The 18,268-nt window shown below is 56.3% G+C and carries 12 protein-coding genes; 9 read left to right on the top strand and 3 right to left on the bottom strand.

Features of this window, described 5'->3' with window-relative positions; genetic code table 11:
- Positions 1 to 2: 2 nt before the first annotated feature.
- The 9 genes from G411_RS0103875 to G411_RS0103835 all read left to right on the top strand — a co-directional run bounded on the left by G411_RS0103875 (position 3) and on the right by G411_RS0103835 (position 11,575).
- The gene (locus G411_RS0103875; RefSeq protein ID WP_022957860.1) at positions 3 to 1,193 is read left to right on the top strand and encodes an acyl-CoA dehydrogenase family protein; all 1,191 of its coding nucleotides are present in this window, start codon (positions 3 to 5) and stop codon (positions 1,191 to 1,193) included.
- Positions 1,194 to 1,254: 61 nt separating this feature from the next.
- Positions 1,255 to 2,100 carry an alpha/beta fold hydrolase gene (locus G411_RS0103870; RefSeq protein WP_022957859.1) on the top strand — a complete coding sequence of 282 codons (846 nt, stop codon included), beginning with the start codon at positions 1,255 to 1,257 and terminating at the stop codon, positions 2,098 to 2,100.
- A complete protein-coding gene (locus G411_RS0103865) occupies positions 2,100 to 2,999 on the top strand; it encodes a VOC family protein (RefSeq protein WP_022957858.1) in 900 nt (299 codons plus the stop codon). The genes G411_RS0103870 and G411_RS0103865 overlap by 1 nt, the downstream gene beginning before the upstream one ends.
- Before the next feature lie 59 nt (positions 3,000 to 3,058).
- Positions 3,059 to 3,925: an SDR family NAD(P)-dependent oxidoreductase gene (locus G411_RS0103860; RefSeq protein WP_022957857.1), complete on the top strand. Its 867-nt coding sequence runs from the start codon at positions 3,059 to 3,061 to the stop codon at positions 3,923 to 3,925.
- Positions 3,926 to 4,036: 111 nt separating this feature from the next.
- Complete coding sequence (locus G411_RS19245) at positions 4,037 to 5,806, top strand: arylsulfatase (protein ID WP_022957856.1); 1,770 nt, start codon at positions 4,037 to 4,039, stop codon at positions 5,804 to 5,806.
- A 181-nt stretch (positions 5,807 to 5,987) separates the two neighbouring features.
- Entirely contained in the window at positions 5,988 to 8,471 is a 2,484-nt protein-coding gene (locus G411_RS0103850; RefSeq protein WP_022957855.1) for a TonB-dependent receptor, read from the top strand.
- A 37-nt stretch (positions 8,472 to 8,508) separates the two neighbouring features.
- On the top strand, positions 8,509 to 10,389 hold the full coding sequence (locus tag G411_RS19240) for a DUF3604 domain-containing protein (RefSeq protein ID WP_022957854.1): 1,881 nt from the start codon (positions 8,509 to 8,511) through the stop codon (positions 10,387 to 10,389).
- Positions 10,390 to 10,488: 99 nt separating this feature from the next.
- Positions 10,489 to 10,788: a hypothetical protein gene (locus G411_RS0103840; protein WP_022957853.1), complete on the top strand. Its 300-nt coding sequence runs from the start codon at positions 10,489 to 10,491 to the stop codon at positions 10,786 to 10,788.
- A gap of 73 nt (positions 10,789 to 10,861) precedes the next feature.
- Positions 10,862 to 11,575 (top strand): SDR family NAD(P)-dependent oxidoreductase, encoded by a 714-nt coding sequence (locus G411_RS0103835; protein WP_022957852.1) that lies wholly within the window; start codon positions 10,862 to 10,864, stop codon positions 11,573 to 11,575.
- A gap of 2 nt (positions 11,576 to 11,577) precedes the next feature.
- Here G411_RS0103835 and G411_RS0103830 read toward each other — a convergent pair whose 3' ends face one another.
- The 3 genes from G411_RS0103830 to G411_RS19235 all read right to left on the bottom strand — a co-directional run bounded on the left by G411_RS0103830 (position 11,578) and on the right by G411_RS19235 (position 18,147).
- Positions 11,578 to 12,525: a helix-turn-helix transcriptional regulator gene (locus tag G411_RS0103830; protein WP_022957851.1), complete on the bottom strand. Its 948-nt coding sequence runs from the start codon at positions 12,523 to 12,525 to the stop codon at positions 11,578 to 11,580.
- Positions 12,526 to 12,838: 313 nt separating this feature from the next.
- Positions 12,839 to 14,113 (bottom strand): glycosyltransferase, encoded by a 1,275-nt coding sequence (locus tag G411_RS0103825; RefSeq protein ID WP_022957850.1) that lies wholly within the window; start codon positions 14,111 to 14,113, stop codon positions 12,839 to 12,841.
- Complete coding sequence (locus tag G411_RS19235) at positions 14,110 to 18,147, bottom strand: non-ribosomal peptide synthetase (RefSeq protein WP_022957849.1); 4,038 nt, start codon at positions 18,145 to 18,147, stop codon at positions 14,110 to 14,112. The genes G411_RS0103825 and G411_RS19235 overlap by 4 nt, the downstream gene beginning before the upstream one ends.
- Positions 18,148 to 18,268: the final 121 nt, after the last annotated feature.

Here is an 18,268-nt window from a genome sequence, read left to right as displayed (position 1 = left end):
AAATGAGTGATCGTGATACACGCGGACTTAACTCACCCCTCGCCCAGGAACTGCTCGAACGAGCCCGAGCGCTGGGGCCGACTCTGAAGGAGCGGTCGGCCCAGTGTGAAGCCATGTCGAAAGTGCCCGATGAAACGATCGCCGATTTTCAGGATGCGGGATTCTTTAAAATCCTGCAGTCAGAAAAGTACGGTGGTTATGAACTGGATCCCCAAGTGTACTACGGCGTTGTGCTGGAGGTCGCCAAGCACTGTATGTCGTCGGCGTGGGTGCTGAGTGTGATCGGCGTTCACAACTGGCAGCTCAACCTGTTTGACCCGCAGGCGGCAGCAGAGGTGTGGAAGGATGATCCCTCCGTCTTGATCTCGTCGTCCTACGCGCCGGTCGGACTGGTAAAACCCGTGGACGGCGGTTTTATGCTGACCGGTCGCTGGAGCTTTTCCAGCGGCTGCGAGCACTGCAAGTGGGTCTTCCTTGGTGCGGTCGTGCCGGTCGAAGGTCAGCCTTGGGATATCAAAAACTACCGGACCTTCCTGGTGCCGCTCGATGACTACAAAATCGAGAAAAACTGGGATGTCGTTGGGCTGAAGGGGACGGGAAGTCACGATATCGAGTTGTCCGACGTCTTTGTTCCCGAGCATCGCACCCATTTCATGTTGGGCGATACCACCTCGGACAAGCACAGTGACAAACGGGCTCTGTACCGCCTGCCCTTTATGCAGGTCTTCTCGCGTGCCGTCTGTACAGCGACCTTGGGCGCGCTCGAGTCAGCGCTTGAGGATTATATTCAGGTCGCGCAATTCCGTATTGCCGGCGGGCAGATGATGCGCGATCACGGTGATTCGAAGAAGGTGGCGGCGCAGGTTAAAGCCAATATTGAGTCGATGAAGCTGATCATGATGAACAGCTTTGACGAAATGCTGAAAAGTGCTGAAACGGGTATCGAAATCGATATGGTCGAGCGGGCACGCTATCGCTATGAGAGCTCAATGGTGGCTGATCGCTGCATAGAACTCTCTTCAAAAATGCTCAAGGCCGCGGGTTCTGGCGGTATTCGAAACAACAGCCCGCTGCTGAAGAAACATCTCAATATGCTGGCCAGCCAGGCACACGTAGCCAATGTATCTGAATCTTTCGAGTTGAATCTGGGCGGTATCTTGTTTGGGCATGAGCCTACCGAGCTGGGCCTGTAGCACGGGCGCCAGGACGAACACCGCTGCCTGAATACTCACACCTATTATCGAGGTATTTCTGATGACCATGAATGGCGTTTTGCCAGACGAAAATTATGCGCATTGCCAGAACGGCTACCGTATCCACTATATCGACAAAGGTGACGGGCCGGTGGTGGTGTTTCTTCACGGCTCAGGTCCGGGTGCCAGTGGCTATAGCAACTTCAAGCAGAATTACCCCGCTTTTGTGGAAGCGGGCTTTCGTTGCATCGTACCGGATTTGATTGGCTTTGGTTTTTCCGACAAGCCGGATGATGTTCAGCATCCGCTGTCGTTTTTTGTCGAGTGTGTCAAACAGACGCTGGACTTGGCCGGTGTTAAAGAGTGCGCTGTTGTGGGCAATTCCCTCGGCGGCGCGGTCGCGATCGGCTTGGCACTGGAGTACCCCGAGCTGGTCAGTAAGCTGATTGTATTGGCGCCGGGCGGCATGAGCCAGACCGAAGAGTACTTCACCATGCCCGGCATGCAGAAAATGTTTGAGGTCTATGGCTCTGCGGATACCGTCACGCCAGACATGATGAAAGACCTGTTCGCCAATGCGCTGGTACATGATCCTGCTTACGCGACCGATGAGCTGGTGGCAGAGCGTTCGCAGATCATGGCGCTGATGAATGGCCACGTCATGATCACCATGCAGATTCCCTATCTGGTCGACCGCTTGCCAGAACTGCAATGCCCGGTGTTGGCGTTCTGGGGAACCGATGACCGAATGATGCCGGACTCTGGCATTATCGGCCTGGCAAAGAACTGTGCACGGCTGAAAATGATCATGCTTTCCGAATGTGGTCACTGGGTGATGGTGGAATACCGAGACTTGTTCAACGCCGAGTGTCTGGCATTTATTTCCGACAGCGAGGTAGCGAAATAATGAGTATTCGCAGTCTGGGCTATGCATTTATAGAGTCGAATGATCCGTCGCAGTGGCTGAGCTATGGTACTGAAGTCCTCGGTATGATGGCGTCGCCATGGCGTGCTGACGACGACAATATTTACCTCAAAATTGATGAGCGTCCCTTCCGGTTTGCCATAGTGCCCGGCGATCAGAACCGCCTGCAGCTGCTGGGTTTTGAAATGAATGACAAGGATGATTTCAATAACGCCGTGCAAGCGTTGGAGCAGGCAGGACACAGCTACCAGCGCGGCAGCAAAGACGAGGCGAGGGTGCGGGCGGTTACCGAGTTCATTCGTTTTCAGGATCCGGCGGGGAACACCATAGAGCTGTATCACGGCGGCGAGCTGGACTATCTCAAGTTTGTGTCGCCGACGGGGGTATCCGGCTTCGTCACCGGGCTCAATGGCAGCTTTGGCTTCGGTCACGCCGTGTTACCGGCGCCAAATCTCGAAGAGACCCATGCCTTTTACAAGCAGCTACTCGGCTTTGGCGACACAGATTACATGAACTTCAAGTTTGGTGATGATCCGGAAGATCCCGGTCTGGGCCTGAACTTCATGCACGTTGAAAATCCGCGGCACCATTCTTTGGCGCTGTTTGGCGGCGCCAGTCCGCTGGGCTGTATTCATTTGATGCTTGAAGTGAACACCGTCGACGAGGTGGGTGAATGCCTGGGACGGGTTGTGGAGCGGGAAATTCCGATTACATCGACGCTCGGGCGGCATACTAACGACCGTATGCTGTCGTTTTATATGATGACGCCGGCAGGGTTTCCCCTCGAATACGGTTGCGAGGGTCTACAGATGGATTGGGAGAACTACACCCCCACAACCACAACGACGCCCAGCCTGTGGGGCCATAAGTTTGCTATCTAAGCGATCGCCGACACGCTCATAACAATACAACGATAACAACAGAATAATTGGTGGTGAAAATGCAAGCATACCTGGGAAAAACAGCCGTGATCACGGGGGGGGCCAGTGGCGTCGGCTTTGCGCTGTGCCAGCGCTTCGGTCGCGAGGGAATGAATATTGTTGTTGCCGACATCGAGCAGAGGGCGCTGGACCGCGCCGTGGCAACGCTGGAGGAAGATGGCATCAACGCCATCGGTGTGGTAACTGATGTCAGCGACGCCGAGTCGGTTCAGGCGCTCGCAGACAGCGCCTACGAGGCGTTCGGCCACGTGGATATGTTGTTCAACAATGCCGGGGTGGGGGTGAAAGAGGCGGATCGCAAGATCTGGAACCTCACCGCCAACGACTGGAGCTGGGGCTACTCCGTCAATGTGATGGGCGTTGCCAACGGTATTCGAGCCTTCGTACCACGCATGCTCGCCGATGACAGGGAAGGACATATTATCAATACCACCTCCTTTAACGGCGCGTGTATCTCTTTCCCGACAACCCCGATCTATGCCTCGTCCAAAGCGGCGGTCACGTCGATGACCGAGGTGCTGTACAGCCAGCTCAGCAAAGAGTCTCCCAAACTCAAAGTGCACCTGCTGTTTCCGGGGCCGCATATGGTGAATACACAAATTCTTGCCTCTCAGCGCAATCGGCAGTCGAAGTTCAAAGACGAAACGGAAGTCGGTGACTACCTGACCATGGAGGATTTGAAGAAATCAGCCTTGGGGGCAAATGTCGAGTTCAAACTTACCGAGCCCGACGAGGTCGCGGAAGCCTGCTTCGAGGGCGTCAGCAGTAATCAGTTCTGGATTCGCCCCTATCTGGACGATCATCAGGCGATGATTCAGGCGCGGACAAACAGTGTGATTCGCAATGAAAATCCCGTCGTCTCCTGACGTCGGGGTCTTTGTCGGCACATCGGTTTATCAATATCGGCACTGTGGCAGTCAGGTCTAGCGTTCACCGTGTCGATATATGGTCCGGGGCTTCTGGGAGCGGAGCGAGCTATGTCAGCCAGTCTTGTTCGTTACAAACGCTATCTCGCATGCATGATGTCATTCCTGGCACTGCTGCTGCCGGTGGGAGTCGCTGCGTCGACGGAGCGGCCTAACTTCATTGTCATTCTTGCCGATGATATGGGCTGGTCCGACCTCAGCTTTATGGGCAGCGAAATCCACACGCCGACACTGGACGGACTGGCGCGGCGAGGGGTAACCATGACGCGCTTCTATGTGTCGCCGACCTGCTCGCCCACGCGATCCATGTTGATGACCGGTGTCGATAGTCATATTGCCGGTGTGGGCAGTATGGAAGGCGTTCAGGCGCCAAATCAGCTTGAATCCATCAATTACGCCGGGCAACTTCACAACGGTGTGGTGACGGTTGCAGAAGCACTGAAAAGTGTTGGCTATGCCACTCTAATGAGTGGTAAGTGGCACCTTGCCAAGGAGGCGGCTCAGTATCCAGATAAGCGGGGTTTTGATCAGTCGTTTTTTCTAGCGGAAGGCGGCGCCAGCCACTTTAACGATGCGAAGCCACTGTACCGTGGCGGCCACGCAAGCTATTTCGAGAACGGCGAAGCGGTTGTTCTTCCCGACGATTTCTATTCTTCGAAAAACTATACCGATAAAATTCTTGAATATATCAACGCGGTGCCCGAAGGCGCGCCATTCTTTGCCTACCTCGCCTATACCGCGCCACATGATCCTCTTCAGGTTCCCCCGGAATGGGCCGATAAATATCAGGGCGTATATGCGGCGGGGCCGGAGGCAACCCTCCGCAAGCGTGTGGCAGGGCTGACAGGCCGCGGTCTGATTCCCGCCGATATCGATGTGTGGAGCGCACCTCAGTTCCCCGCTTTTCTTCCCGGCGCCGCGCCGTCGTGGAATGAAAGAAGCTTGGATGAGCGTGCGAATGACGCCAAGCCAATGGAGATTTACGCCTCCATGATCGAATACATGGACCAGCAGATCGCACGTTTGCTGGCCAGTCTCGACGCCGCCGGTAAGCTGGAAAATACTTACGTTATCTTCTTTTCCGACAACGGTCCCAACGGGGCCACGCCCCTGTCTTATCCCAATATGACAAGGGCGTGGTTTCATGAAAATTTTCCCGATGACGCGGTTAAACAAGGCGGCGAAGGCGGGCACCTGTTTCAGGGCAGAGAGTGGGCCTGGGCCTCGGCAGCGCCGTTCAGGCTTTACAAAGGCGTGGTGTCAGAAGGGGGCGTTCGCTCGCCGTTGATTGTCGCAGGACCGGGATTGGAACGTAATAAATTCAGCCAGTACCTTGCCAGCGTCAAAGATATTTCCGCCACCCTCTATGCGCTTGCCGGGGTCGATACCCAATCCAATCCGGTGTTTTCCGGTAAAGCTCAGCCCGAGGGGAAGTCTCTGATCCGCAATTGGCAAGATATCTCGACGTCTTCCGAGCGCCGTTTTGCGATGGAGTTGTTTGGTCATCAAGCGGTTATTGATGGTAGCTGGAAAGCGACAAGATTAATGCCCCCGGTGGGATCCGGTGACTGGCAACTTTATAACCTTGATAGTGACCCCTCAGAGACATTCAACCTTGCTGCTGAACACCCGCTCAGGCTGGAAGAAATGGTCAACTTTTATATGGACTACAAACAGCGGGTGGGTGTAATTCCACCTCGTCCACCCGTTTCCATTTCCTTCGGTGATCTGTTCGTGGGTGAGTGCGGACTCGTATGTGAATTTGCTGTCGATATTATCGATTTTTTTATGAGTATTTGGGTTTCTTTATCTGCCGATTAAGCGCGGTGTTAGTGAATATCGTCGATTGGTTTTTAATTGGATACATATAAATTACAAATGCATTCTTATATGTGCTGCCTTTTGACGCTACTGTAGCTTAATGCTGGTGGTAGATGAATGGTTTTTCATATTTATCAGCTTTAAATAATTAAAATAATTAATGGCAGGTAAAAATACTATTATGAAAAAAAGTATCATAATTGCGGCGACGCTTGCTGCGCCGATGTATGGGCAAGTTGCTATCGCACAAAATGCGCCCCGGGCAGGTAATGCGATTGAGGAAGTTCTGGTCACCGCGCGTAAACGCGACGAGAGCCTGCAAGGCGTACCGGTGGCAGTAACGGCTGTTTCGGCAGAGGAGATGGCAGCAAATAATGTTGCCACTATCGCCGATATTTCCAAGCTGGCTCCCAGTCTGGATCAGCGTGAAGGTCGCAAACAGGGCGCATTCTCTATTCGCGGTGTCGGGCAGGTACGGCTCAATGAAGTTCAAGCTGATCCCGGCGTCGCGGTCTATATGGATGGTATTTTCCTGGCAAGAAACGACAGCCAGTTGCTGGATACCGTAGCGCTGCAAAGTGTGCAGGTGCTGCGTGGTCCGCAGGGAACTCTGTTCGGAAAAAACAGTGTCGGTGGGGCGATTCTGGTAACCAGCAAAGAGCCGGCTGAGCAGCTTGCCATGAGCTTTAATTCTCGGCTGGATACGCTCGGGCAGCGCGACCTGCAGGTGTCGATGGACGTCCCATTGATTGAAGACCGGCTGCTGTCGAGATTGACGCTGGCCTCAGTGAAATCCGATGGCTATGCCGAAGATGATGATACGGGGCGCCACCTGGGGGATGACGACCGGCTGGTGGCATCGCTCCAGCTCGTGTGGCGTATCAGTGACACGCTGTCGATGAAGTCTCTGGCTTACTTCAACAAGCAGGACGAAAATATTTCGCCACACTATTGTCAGCAAATTACGCTGACTGGCGCCATGAGCTATGCGCGAACCCCCGGGCGCTCAGAAACCTACAATGAAGTGTGTTCCGAATCTGAAAAACTGATTGGCACCGAGAAGGTTAAAACCGAAAATTTCGGCAGTGTTTTTACGTCTCGCGATGCCCTGTTTGGGAATACCTTAACCTGGGATGTCGGGCCGGGTACGCTGACCAGTATTACGTCCTACGTCATCAAGGGCGACAATTTCAGCGACTTCGATTTTGACGCGACGGACCTGCTCTCAGTCGGCAACACCTCCCATGTTCGGGACCAGCTCAAGCGTCAGGGGGTCTACGACGATGAGGGTGGACGATACACCCTGGGTCAGGAAATCCAATACACCGGTACCGCATTCAGCGACAAAATGAACTACACCGTGGGGCTGTTTGCCTCGTGGGAATCACTGGATCGCCAGTTGAGCGGTCAGTCTACGAACGAAGAAGGTTGGGTGGGTTTTGAGAGCCTGCCAGGTCTGCCGTCGTTGAATATGTTTTGTGGCTTATTGCCGGAGGACTGCCTGTATGTTCGCGGGATCAATACCGCATCACTCAGTTCCTACGACAATACCTCATACGCCGCTTTTTCCCAGTTGACCTACGATATCCTGCCTTCACTGCAGCTCACCGCAGGTCTGCGTTATTCCTACGAACAACGAGAGATCCACGTCGAGCTGTTTGACTCTCAGACGGTACCGCCGATTCTGGGTATCCCGCTGCCGCCGTCGATTCCTATTACGGTGATGACAGAAACGCAGTTCAATCAGCTCGATGGTACTGAAATTGAGTTGTCTCGTGGAGATACGAGGAACGGCGAGTTGGACTTCGAGCGTTTGTCGCCGATGGCCAGTCTGTCGTGGAATGCGTCAGAACATTTCGATATGGCAGGCGTTGATGACTTGATGTTGTACGCCAGTGTCAGCGAGGGCTTCAAATCCGGGGGCTTTAATGTTCTCTCAACGGGAATTGGCAGTTTTGATCCCGAGTACGTCGTCAGCAAGGAAATCGGCTTCAAGCTCGACGCTCTGGACCGTCGCATGCGCTTGAACATGGCCCTGTACAGTTCAGACTACAAAGACATTCAAGTCGTGGTCTCGACCGTCCCTTCTCTCGGGGCGCCTGAGTTGTATACCAACAACGCGGGCCTCGCCAAGATGGAAGGTGTCGAAATGGAGCTCAAGTGGTTGCTGAGCGACAAGTGGATGCTCAATGCCTCGGGGAACTACATTGATGCCGAGTTCCTGGAATTCGATGACGAGACCTTAGACCCCATTACTGGAGCTCCGACCTCGGTCGATCGCAGTGACGAGCCATTCCCGTTCATCCCCAAATACGTGTACAACCTGTCGGCCAACTACACCACGCAAACACGGTTTGGCGTCATCGACTTCGTGCTCAGCCGCAATACCCGTGCCGAGCAGTTTATCGGTGGTGACTCCGCCGCCGGTCGCCCTGAGTTCCGCGACTCAGCCACAATCAAGGGCTTCAGTACCTGGTCTGCGCGCCTGAGCTGGGTGCCCAAGGACAGGGACAATGTCAGCCTGTCTTTGTACGGCAACAACATTACCAACAAAGAGTACATTGCTACGGGCAGCGCGGTGTACTCCGGGTTTGGTACCAACTCCATCACCCTGGGCAAGGAAGCGCATTTTGGTCTGGAGCTGAAATATGAGTTCGCTGACTGATGACCGACCCTGTTTTGGACGCGTGTAAGGAGCAGCAATGAAATTAGCGATATGCTCGGTTGGTGTTGTACTGCTCCTGGCGGGGTGTTCTCCCGTCGAAGATCCGACCCTCTATCCGAAATACGATCCGGACAAGGCCGTCCAGCCGCCGGCCAAGGCAGCGGTTGCCGAAAATCCGGATCGGCATCTGCTGTGGGGCGACGTCCATATTCACACCAGCTTTTCCACTGACGCCTATGTGATGGGCGTCCGGGGGCTGCCTGATGATGCCTACCGCTTCGCCAAGGGCGGCGAAATCGCCCACGCGGCGGAATATGGCATCCGTATCAGCAGACCCTTGGACTTTGCTGCGGTGACCGATCACTCGGAATTTCTCGGCGTTGTGCGAGGCATGCAGCCGGATCTGCCATTAAGTGATCGTTCACTCCGAACGCGCTTGATTGAGGACGGCCCGATCAGCAATACCCTTGCCTGGATACGCACCATGGTGGGCTTTGACCCCAAGGTCGGGCAGGTCGAGGGCGGAAAGGAATCGATGGCCGATGCCTGGCAGGAAATCATTGCCAGCGCCGAGAGGAACTACGAGCCGGGGACATTTACCACGTTTATCGGCTACGAGTGGTCGTCGATGCCGGACAAGAACAATCTGCACCGCAACGTGCTTTACCGGGGCAGCAAGGTTCCCGATGCGCCATTCAGTTCGACCATTTCGCAGAACCCCAAAGATCTGTGGGACGAGCTGGAGAAGCAGCGCGAGCAGGGTATGGATAACCTGGCGATTCCGCATAACGGTAACGTCAGCGGCGGCCTCATGTACGGCGACAAAACCTTCGATGGCTCGGCGATGGATGCCGCCTATGCCGAACGACGCATGCGCAACGAGCCGCTCAGCGAGATTTTTCAGGTGAAAGGCACTTCGGAGACGCATCCGGCGCTGTCGCCTGATGATCCCTTTGCCGACTTCGAAATCTTCGACACCATTCTGTCGGCAAAAATCAGGAAATCTGAGCCCAAAGGTGGCTATGCCCGCGATGCCTTGCGGCTGGGGATAGAAATGTCCCACAGCGAAAACTTCAATCCCTACAAGTTTGGTGTGATTGGCAGTACCGATAGCCACAATGCGTCGTCCCCGGTGGAAGAGGACAATTATCACGGCAAGCTTCCGCTGTTGGATGGCACCGCAGGCATAAGGCTGGGTAAAACGATTCTCCTGCCGGAGAAATACCGTATTTCTCGCCGCTGGGGCGCCGCAGGTCTGGCTGCCGTCTGGGCAACGGCCAATACCCGGGAATCCATCTTCGATGCCATGCGTCGTAAGGAAACCTATGCCAGTTCCGGGCCAAGAATCGTTGTGCGGTTCTTTGGGGGCTGGAACTACCCCAGCGATCTGATCGACCGGGCTGAGCGGATTACGCTGGCAGAGGCGAGTGGTGTCCCCATGGGCGGCGAGCTGCCCCCGGCAACAGACGCTGCACCCTCTTTCGCCGTTTGGGCGGTCAAAGACCCTGAAAGCGGCAATCTGGACCGCATTCAGATTATCAAGGGCTGGGTCGACGAGCAGGGGCAATCCCATGAGCGTATCTACGATGTTGCGCTCTCTGACGGCCGGGTAAAAGACCCGACTTCCGGGCGCGTGCCCGAGGTGGGGAATACCGTCGACGCCAAAACGGCCAGCTATACCAACACGATTGGCGATGTGCAGCTATCGGCTGTCTGGAAAGACCCTGACTTCAGGCCGGAACAAACCGCCTTCTACTACGCGCGCGTTATTGAGATACCCACGCCCCGTTGGTCTACCTACGATGCGGCCAAGCTTGGTGAGGAGCCCATGGACCCGGTGAGTATTCAAGAGCGTGCGGTGACATCGGCCATCTGGTATCAGGCCGCTGAAGAGCCGGGCGAGGGTGTCGGTAATTAAAACCCGCTCAAGCAGAACGATAGGGAGGAAACGGCGCAACGACGATCTGGGTAAGTATTACGTTTGAATAATAATTGATCACTGTGTGGAGAAAGAAAAATGAGTATTGCTGGATCTTGGGATATCACTCTGAACACCCCGATGGGGAAGCAGAAGGGCAAAATGACCGCCAACCTGAATGACGGCGCATTGGAGGGAGAGATTCTTTCCCCGCTGGGCGCCATTGTCATGGAAGACGGCAAGGCCGATGGCGATCAGGCAAGCTGGAATTGCAAGGTAACCACGCCTATTGCCATGACGCTGGAGTTCGCGGTGGAAGTTGAAGGCGACAATTTTAACGGCACCGTGAAAGTCGGACCAATGGGCAAGAACTCGGTGGAAGGGGTTCGTTGCGCCTGATTCTACGTTCACCTCGGCGTGGGCTTTTTGGCCGGCTGGATAGTCGGCCTTTTTTTAAGGTAATGATATTCCTATGGCAAAAGTACTCGTCGTCAGCGGCGGCAGCAGAGGGATTGGTTTCGCCACCGCACAGCGTTTTGCCAGAGAGGGCTATCGAATTATTAATCTGTCGCGGCGGCCCTGTGAACTGCCCGGCGTTATCAATATCACGGCAGATTTTTCAGCTGCGGACTGGTCTGAGGCATTGGCAGCGGTATTGAACGATGTCTTCCCGCATGAGGGTGGACGTGCCGAGGTCGCTCTGGTGCACAGTGCGGCGGTGATGACGAAAGGTGGGGTCGGTGGTGTCGAGTCTGCGCAATTCCGGCAGTGCTTTGAGGTGAATGTGGTGGCGGCAGCCGAGTTGGTGAAACGGCTCCTGCCGTATATGGCGCAAGGCTCATCGGTGGTTTACGTGGGGTCTACCCTCGGTGAAAAAGCGGTGAGCAATACTGCCGCCTATGTCGTGTCGAAACATGCACTGATTGGCCTGATGCGGAGCAGCTGTCAGGATCTGGCTGGCAAAGGTATTCACACCGCCTGTGTCTGCCCCGGTTTTACCGAAACGGAGATGCTGTTGGAGCACATCGGCAGCGATGAACAGGTCATGGCCTCCATCGTCAGCGGAATCACCCAGCAACGCCTGTTGCGGCCTGAGGAGATTGCCGACGTCATCTATTTCTGCAGCAACAACGCGGCGGTCAACGGCGCGGTACTTCATGCCAATCTGGGACAGATCGAGCGCTGAGACTACTGGCTCAATCGCACACCGCTTTTCAGCATCAGTCGCACAATCGCCGATTGCCGATGCGTGCCGGTTTTATGGAAGATAGCTCGCAGGTGCGTTCTTGCGGTGCTGTAGCTGATCCCCAATGCGTCTTTTATTTCCTCTGTTTTTAGCCCCTCACTCAGGAGTATGGCGATTCTCGCCTCGGTATTGGTGAGACCGAATAACTTCTTAATGATATCCACGTTTGGGGAATCCGCTGTTCGTCGCTCCGACAGTACAACCAGCAGTACGGCATCCTCCTCCGAACTGAGCGGGCAGGGGTGAGGCTTCAGCAGAACTTCCAGCTCGGGATAATTATCTTCACCATTAATCGTGAAGGCGGCGTTCAGGGAACAGGCCTCCCCGGTGATGGGCAAGCCTAGCTGATTCAGGGTCTGATTGAGCGCGGCCTGAATAGCATTATCCGCGATAAGCAGTTTTCCACGCTCGATATAAATGCCCGCATGCATATTGAGAATCCGTTGGGCGGAGTCACTGATGGCTTTGACTTCGCCTCGGGTATTGATCGCGATAAACGAATAGGGGGGGAGATCGATCATTCCCGCATAGATCTTTTTCTCTACGATTTTCTTATTCAGGGCTTTTTGTATTTTGATAATATTTTTAATATGCGCCGTACTGGATTGGATCTGGCCTTTTTTTAATCGGCTTGGGACTTTGCTCGAGTGAAAAAACAGGGTTTCGGCGGCGGCGTCATCCAGCTCCATACTGTGCGCATTGTCGAGGTGAAGCTTCTTTAAACTGAGCCTGAAGCTTTCTTTACTATTGAAATTCTCAATGGTGATGTCATCGCTGTTCTCGCTGGAAAAGACCAGTATCTGCCCTCGTGGCAAGGTGCGATTCTCGACAAGCGTTATCGCCACCCGCTTCGATCGCGTTTCCCTGCACAGCATATTCAGCATGCTCATTATCGGCCGCTGATCCAGGGCGCAGTCGTAGAGTCTTTCAGCAAGGTGTCGACGCCCGTTGGGGGCATGGCTGTACGGCGACATATGGCGGCGCTCAATTATTATTAAGCGATTATTTTATTCGCTTTATTGCGCCGTATTTCTTTGAATATGGAAATTGTTTTATTTCGCTGGACGCGTAATTCTTTTTAATCTTAAGGCGTGCGATCCATGCGGAGGATAGCGTCAGCGACGCTCGCTAGCTTATCTCACTGACTTAATTCCAGAGGCACAGCTCCAACAGGCCCAGCTCCTGAGACTCGGCTCCTGGAACTTAGCTGGCAGACGATCGTGGCAACAGTTCCCAGGCCTTAAGCTGATCGATGGCGGTTTGAATGCCGTTTTCGCTTCTGGCCTGCTCTCCCAGTGCCGCCGCGGTAATCTGCATCGGCAATTGCGAAGCTTGTTTTATGGCGCGGGCCAGAGCGGGGGCGGTGAGCTGATGACGAAGCGGCGCCGGGGGCGCGATGCCAAGTTGCTGAAGTCGCCAGGCCCAGAAGGGCTGGTCGCCATAGAAGGGAACCACAACCGAGGGAATACCTGCATGCAGCGCCGCTGCAGTAGTGCCTGCGCCGCCGTGGTGAACTGCCAGCGATACACGGGGGAACAGCCAGTCATGGGGGGCGCTGTTCAGCACAAAGATCTCCTGCGGGTTAACGGCATCTGGAGAGAGTCCTCCCCATCCCGTCGCGAGAATGGCGCGTTTGCCGCTGAGCTGGATCGCCTCAATGACGTTAAGGGTAAAGGCTTCAATATCCTCGCCGAGCATACTGCCGAAGCCGACATAAATGGGTTTTTCGCCGGCGTCGAGAAAGGCAAGCAGATCGTCAGGCGCTTGCCAGTTGCGCTCTTCCAGTAACCAGTTGCCAGTGACCTTTACCGAATCAGTCCAGTGTGGGGACGGGGGAAGCAGTGTGGGACTGAAGCCGTAAAGATGCTTTATTTTGTGGGCGTTATCGGAGTGGAAGGTTCGCCAGTAGCTCGCTTTGGGCAGGTCGAGTTCCTGCCGGACGGTTTTGTAGGCGGGACTCAACATTTGCCAGACCAGCAGTTGGCAGACATGGTAAAGCCCGGTGTTCACGAAGCCGGGTCTCGGCTTTTTGGGTGGCGGCAGCATCATGGGCGGAATGTCGGGGCAGGGCGTCACCGGCTGAAGGTGGGCGCCCGCTGAGGGGATTTCCAGACGCTCGCCCAGTGAGGCCGCGAGCCCGGCAACCATGCCGCCGCCGATCAATAAATCGGCTCCCAGCGCCGCGCGATAGCCATCTTTCGACCAGCCATCGGCCATTCGGCTCAGCTCTCGGCGGGCGGTTCGCACGAAGGCGATGGGGTTCAAGCCCTTCTGCAATGCCTTCGGATCACGCCGCATGATCTCCAGAAAGTCGGCGTTGAGCGGTGAGTAGTCCAGGCCATGGGCCTTGACCATGGCCTCGCTGTCTCGGCCGGTTGCGAGTCGCACCTCATGACCGTCGGCCATCAGCCCACAGCCCAGGGCGACAAATGGCCTCACATCGCCCTGTGTGCCAACGGAGAACAGCGTGATTCTCACGCGGCGGCTCCGCTGCGCCGGGCGGGCAGCACGGAGGCAATGCGCGGCGCAATTTTTGCGGCGATATCCGCATCCAGCATTTGCTGGTGGTGACAGTCGAGCGAGTGCACGGTCATTGCGCGAACATAGGGCTGCCAGCCCTCAGGCTCGTAGCAAACGGCCGGATTCTCGGCGGTGGCAGCGGCGTGGAAGAACTGAATATCCACATCCACATATTGCGGCACGAAATTTCGCATCAGCGTGATGTTGTTCTTCAGCAGCTCAACCATATTGGCCAGCGTCTCTTCATTACTCTGCTGCAGTTCTTCCAGCTCCGGCAGATTAAAAATATCGTACTCACGGCAGAGGATGTCGGTCAGCTCGTCAATAGAGGAGGGAATCTCACGGCTTTCGATACCCAGAAACGCCAGTGTGTCGGCCGCCAGTTCCGCCTCGTTGCGCTGCTGCATCGCATCGTCGAGCAGGCAGGGAAAGGCGTCGAGAATTGCCAGCAGTTCGAGCTCTTCGCCATCCTCTCTCAGCAGGCGGGCCACCTCATGGGCAACCAGTCCACCCATCGACCACCCCACCAGCCGGTAGGGCCCGTCGGGCTGGCATGCTCGCATCTGCTGCAGATAGTCTCTCGCCATTTCTTCGATACTGCCCGGCAGCGAACTGGCGTCGCGGAAACCACGGGCCTGCAGGCCGTACACAGAAATATCACTGCCGAGCATATGTGACAGCGAACCGTAGGCCCAGCTCAAGCCGACCACCGGGTGTATGCAGAACACCGCCGGGCCTTGTCCACGCTCGTTAAAGGGGATCAACGGGCCGAGTGGGTCGACACTGCGGTATTGCTCCAGTTGCTCCGCGAGGTCAGCCACGGTTGATGCCGCAAAGATGGCGGCCAGAGGAATATTCCGCTGCGTGATATCCCGGAGCTTGGCGATCAGGCGAGCAGCCATCAGCGAGTCCCCGCCCAGATCAAAGAAGTTGTCGTGCACGCTGATTTTCTCGATGCCAAACAGCTCGCTCCAAATCGCCGCGAGCTGGATTTCGGCCTCTGTGCGCGGCGCGACATATTCATGCTGCGCTTGCCAGGCGGGTTCCGGCAGAGCCTTGCGATCCAGCTTGCCGTTCACATTGAGCGGCAGTGCGTCCAATTCGACGAACAGCGCCGGCACCATGTAGTCGGGTAACAGGCGGCTCAGGGTTCCGCGCAGGGCGCGGGGCGACAGGGCCTCGGCATCTGCATCGGCGGCGGGCACAATATAGCCGATCAGCCGCTTGTTGCCGGCCGGGTCCTGATGCAGTGCAATCGCGGCCTGCTGTATGGCGGGCAGCGTGATCATCGCACTTTCGATCTCATCGCTTTCCACGCGGAAGCCACGGATTTTGATCTGAAAATCATTGCGACCCAAATATTCCAATACGCCGTCGTGCCGCCAGCGTGCCTGGTCGCCGGTTTTGTAGAGGCGACCCGCGCCGAAGGGATTGGCGAGGAAGCGCTCGGCGGTTAATTCCGGTCGGTGAAGATAGCCGTTTGCCACACCTTCCCCGGCAATATACAGCTCGCCAACGGCGCCCACCGGCACCGGCTGCAATGCGGCGTCGAGCACATATACCTGCGTATTCCAGATGGGGCGGCCAATGGGCGGCGAATCCAGATCGTTGCCATCCAACTCCATCATCGTTGACCAGATCGTGGTCTCGGTGGGGCCGTAAAGATTGGTGACGGGGTGGCCGAGCTGGCGCATTTTGTGGGCGAGAGCAGAGGGCAGCGCTTCGCCACCCACCAGCGCGCGAATCCCCTTGAGCGCGGCGGTATGGTCGGCAAGCAGTGCCTGCCAGTGGGAGGGTGTGGCCTGAACATGACTGACGCCGCGCTCAACAATGTGGCGAGCCAGTGCGTCGGGGTCTTTTGCCGTTTCCCTGTCCACCAGTTCGACACGCGCCCCGCACATCAGCGGCAGATAAAGCTCGAGCGCGGCGATATCAAAGGCGATGGTGGTCAGGCCCAGCAGTGCATTGTCGGGGCTTAGGCGGAAATGATCCTGCATGGACAGCAGGAAATTCAGCAGATTTCGGTGAGTGACTACCACGCCTTTCGGGCGCCCGGTCGAGCCCGATGTGAAGATCACATAGGCCGGTGATTGCGGATCGAGCGGGGGAAGCTGGGGGATATTCTCGGGCGCGGCGTCGCGCAACTGCGAGAGGGTGGCCGTCGGCAGTGTGGCTGTGCTGAGTGCCGCCTGCGCGGCATTGCCCACCAGCAGCAGATCCGCCTTGGCTTCCTCGAGAATCAGTGTATTGCGCTGCTCTGGGGCAGATGGGTCCAGTGGCAAATACGCCGCGCCGCTTTTCATAATGGCCATCAGCCCGACGCTCAGCCAGGCATCGCGCGGCAGCGCTGTCGCCACCAGGCTGCCCGGTCCAATGCCGCGCTGTTGCAGAGCCGCAGCCAACTGGCTGGAAAGGGTATCCAGCTCCCGGTAGCTGAAAGACACATCCGGGGTCGCAACGGCGATCCGCGTGGCGTGGTTTGCCGCCTGCTCCGCAAACAGTTGCGGAAGGCTGGTGTCCGGTAAGGGGTTGGCGGTGTCATTCCATTCTGTGACGATGCGGCGGTATTCGTCGGCAGACAGCAGCTCCGCTCGCATCAGACTCTCATCAGGCCGCTCAACGAGCTGAACGATCATCCGCATCAGGCGATCCCGGTGGTCGTCGAGTTCCGCCTGACTGTAGAGGCCGGGGTTGGCATCGAGGTCGATGCTCATCCCGTCTTCCGTGCCCCGATCGAAGACAAAAATGGTCAAGTCTTCTATCGAACCGTTGGACAGATTGCGCATCGCGGTTCTGTGGCCGCCGAATCCGAGGTCGTAATCAAAGGGCTCGATATTCACGCCGAGCCAGGATATCTGCTGGTTCTGACCGAGCAGTCCCAGGTCGCGGCGAAGGTCTTCATAGCGATATTGCTGGTGGCGCAGCGCGCTGCGCACGGTTTTGGCGACCTGCTCGATCAGCGTTGTCAGGCTCATCTCCGGCGACAGCGCCAGTCGGATCGACACCGCGTTTGCCATCATTGACGGTATCTGTCGCAGGGTTTTGTTTACCCGTGCAGAAACCGGCATGCCGAGCACCAAGTCTTCCTGACCCGTACTGCGGTAGTAGTACGCACCGATCAAGGCAATCAGCACTTGAGGCAAACTCGCCCCGACCTCCTGTCCAATTTCGCTCAGTCGCTCGGCGATATCGCGGCGCAGTGGCGCGCGGCTGCGCAGCAGTCCGCCCGAGCGCATGCCGCCGTTGCGGCTCAGGGAAATCGGATCGGGAATCCCACTCAGTGTCTCGCTCCAGTATTGCTTGTCGCGTTCGAATCGCTTGGACTCGCGATAGCTGGTTTCCTGTGCCAGTTGTTCGTGCAAGGGCAAAAACGGGCAGGGCGGCAGCGGCGTGCCGAGTGCACGGTGGTTGTAGACCTCTGCCAGTCGACGGGCCATCAAGCCGCCGCCGAAGCCGTCGATCACCACATGATGCACACGGTGGAACCAGCAATAGTGGTCGTCTGCCAGCTTTATCAGTCCGCCGCCCCATAGCGGGTCTGTTGCAATATCGGTCGGCGCCTGAATCTCATCCAGCATCCACTGCTCTGCTGCCTGCAGGGGGGTGGCGTGATTGCTGAAATCCACCATCGGAAAATGTCCGTGGTAGCAATCCATGATCGCCTGCCGGGGGCCGTCCTCGGTTTCGATAATCTGCACGCGGGCGGTGTCAGATTCCTCGGCCACTTGATAGAGCGCGTCGATAAAGGCGCTCTCATCAACCGGGCCAAAAATCTCGCAGTACTCGCCCAGATTGTAAACGGCGCCTTTCGATTGAATACGTTCGGCGACCCACATGCCTCGCTGCGCGCGGGCCAGAGGAAGAAACTCGGCGGCCAGTGATTCATGACGAGGTGAAAGCGCGGTATTCGTTGCTCGTCCTGTTTCACCTTTTATGGTTTTTGTGTTGGTGGCGGGGGCAGTGGGCGCTCGGTCGGCAGTGCTGTGATCCATTCGCATAGTCTCTTCATGATGTGTACTAGTAGCCTCTAACGTCACAGCCTAGGTAAACAGTTTATTTGTCTGTATAGGCACTAATACGTAATACCATTCGCGTAGTTACGGTGATAGTGCA

Origin of the sequence: Spongiibacter tropicus DSM 19543 (assembly GCF_000420325.1) — a bacterium.
GTDB classification, from domain to species: domain Bacteria; phylum Pseudomonadota; class Gammaproteobacteria; order Pseudomonadales; family Spongiibacteraceae; genus Spongiibacter; species Spongiibacter tropicus.
Note: the sequence above shows the minus strand (reverse complement) of the source record. Positions and strands in the feature narration are given on the sequence as shown.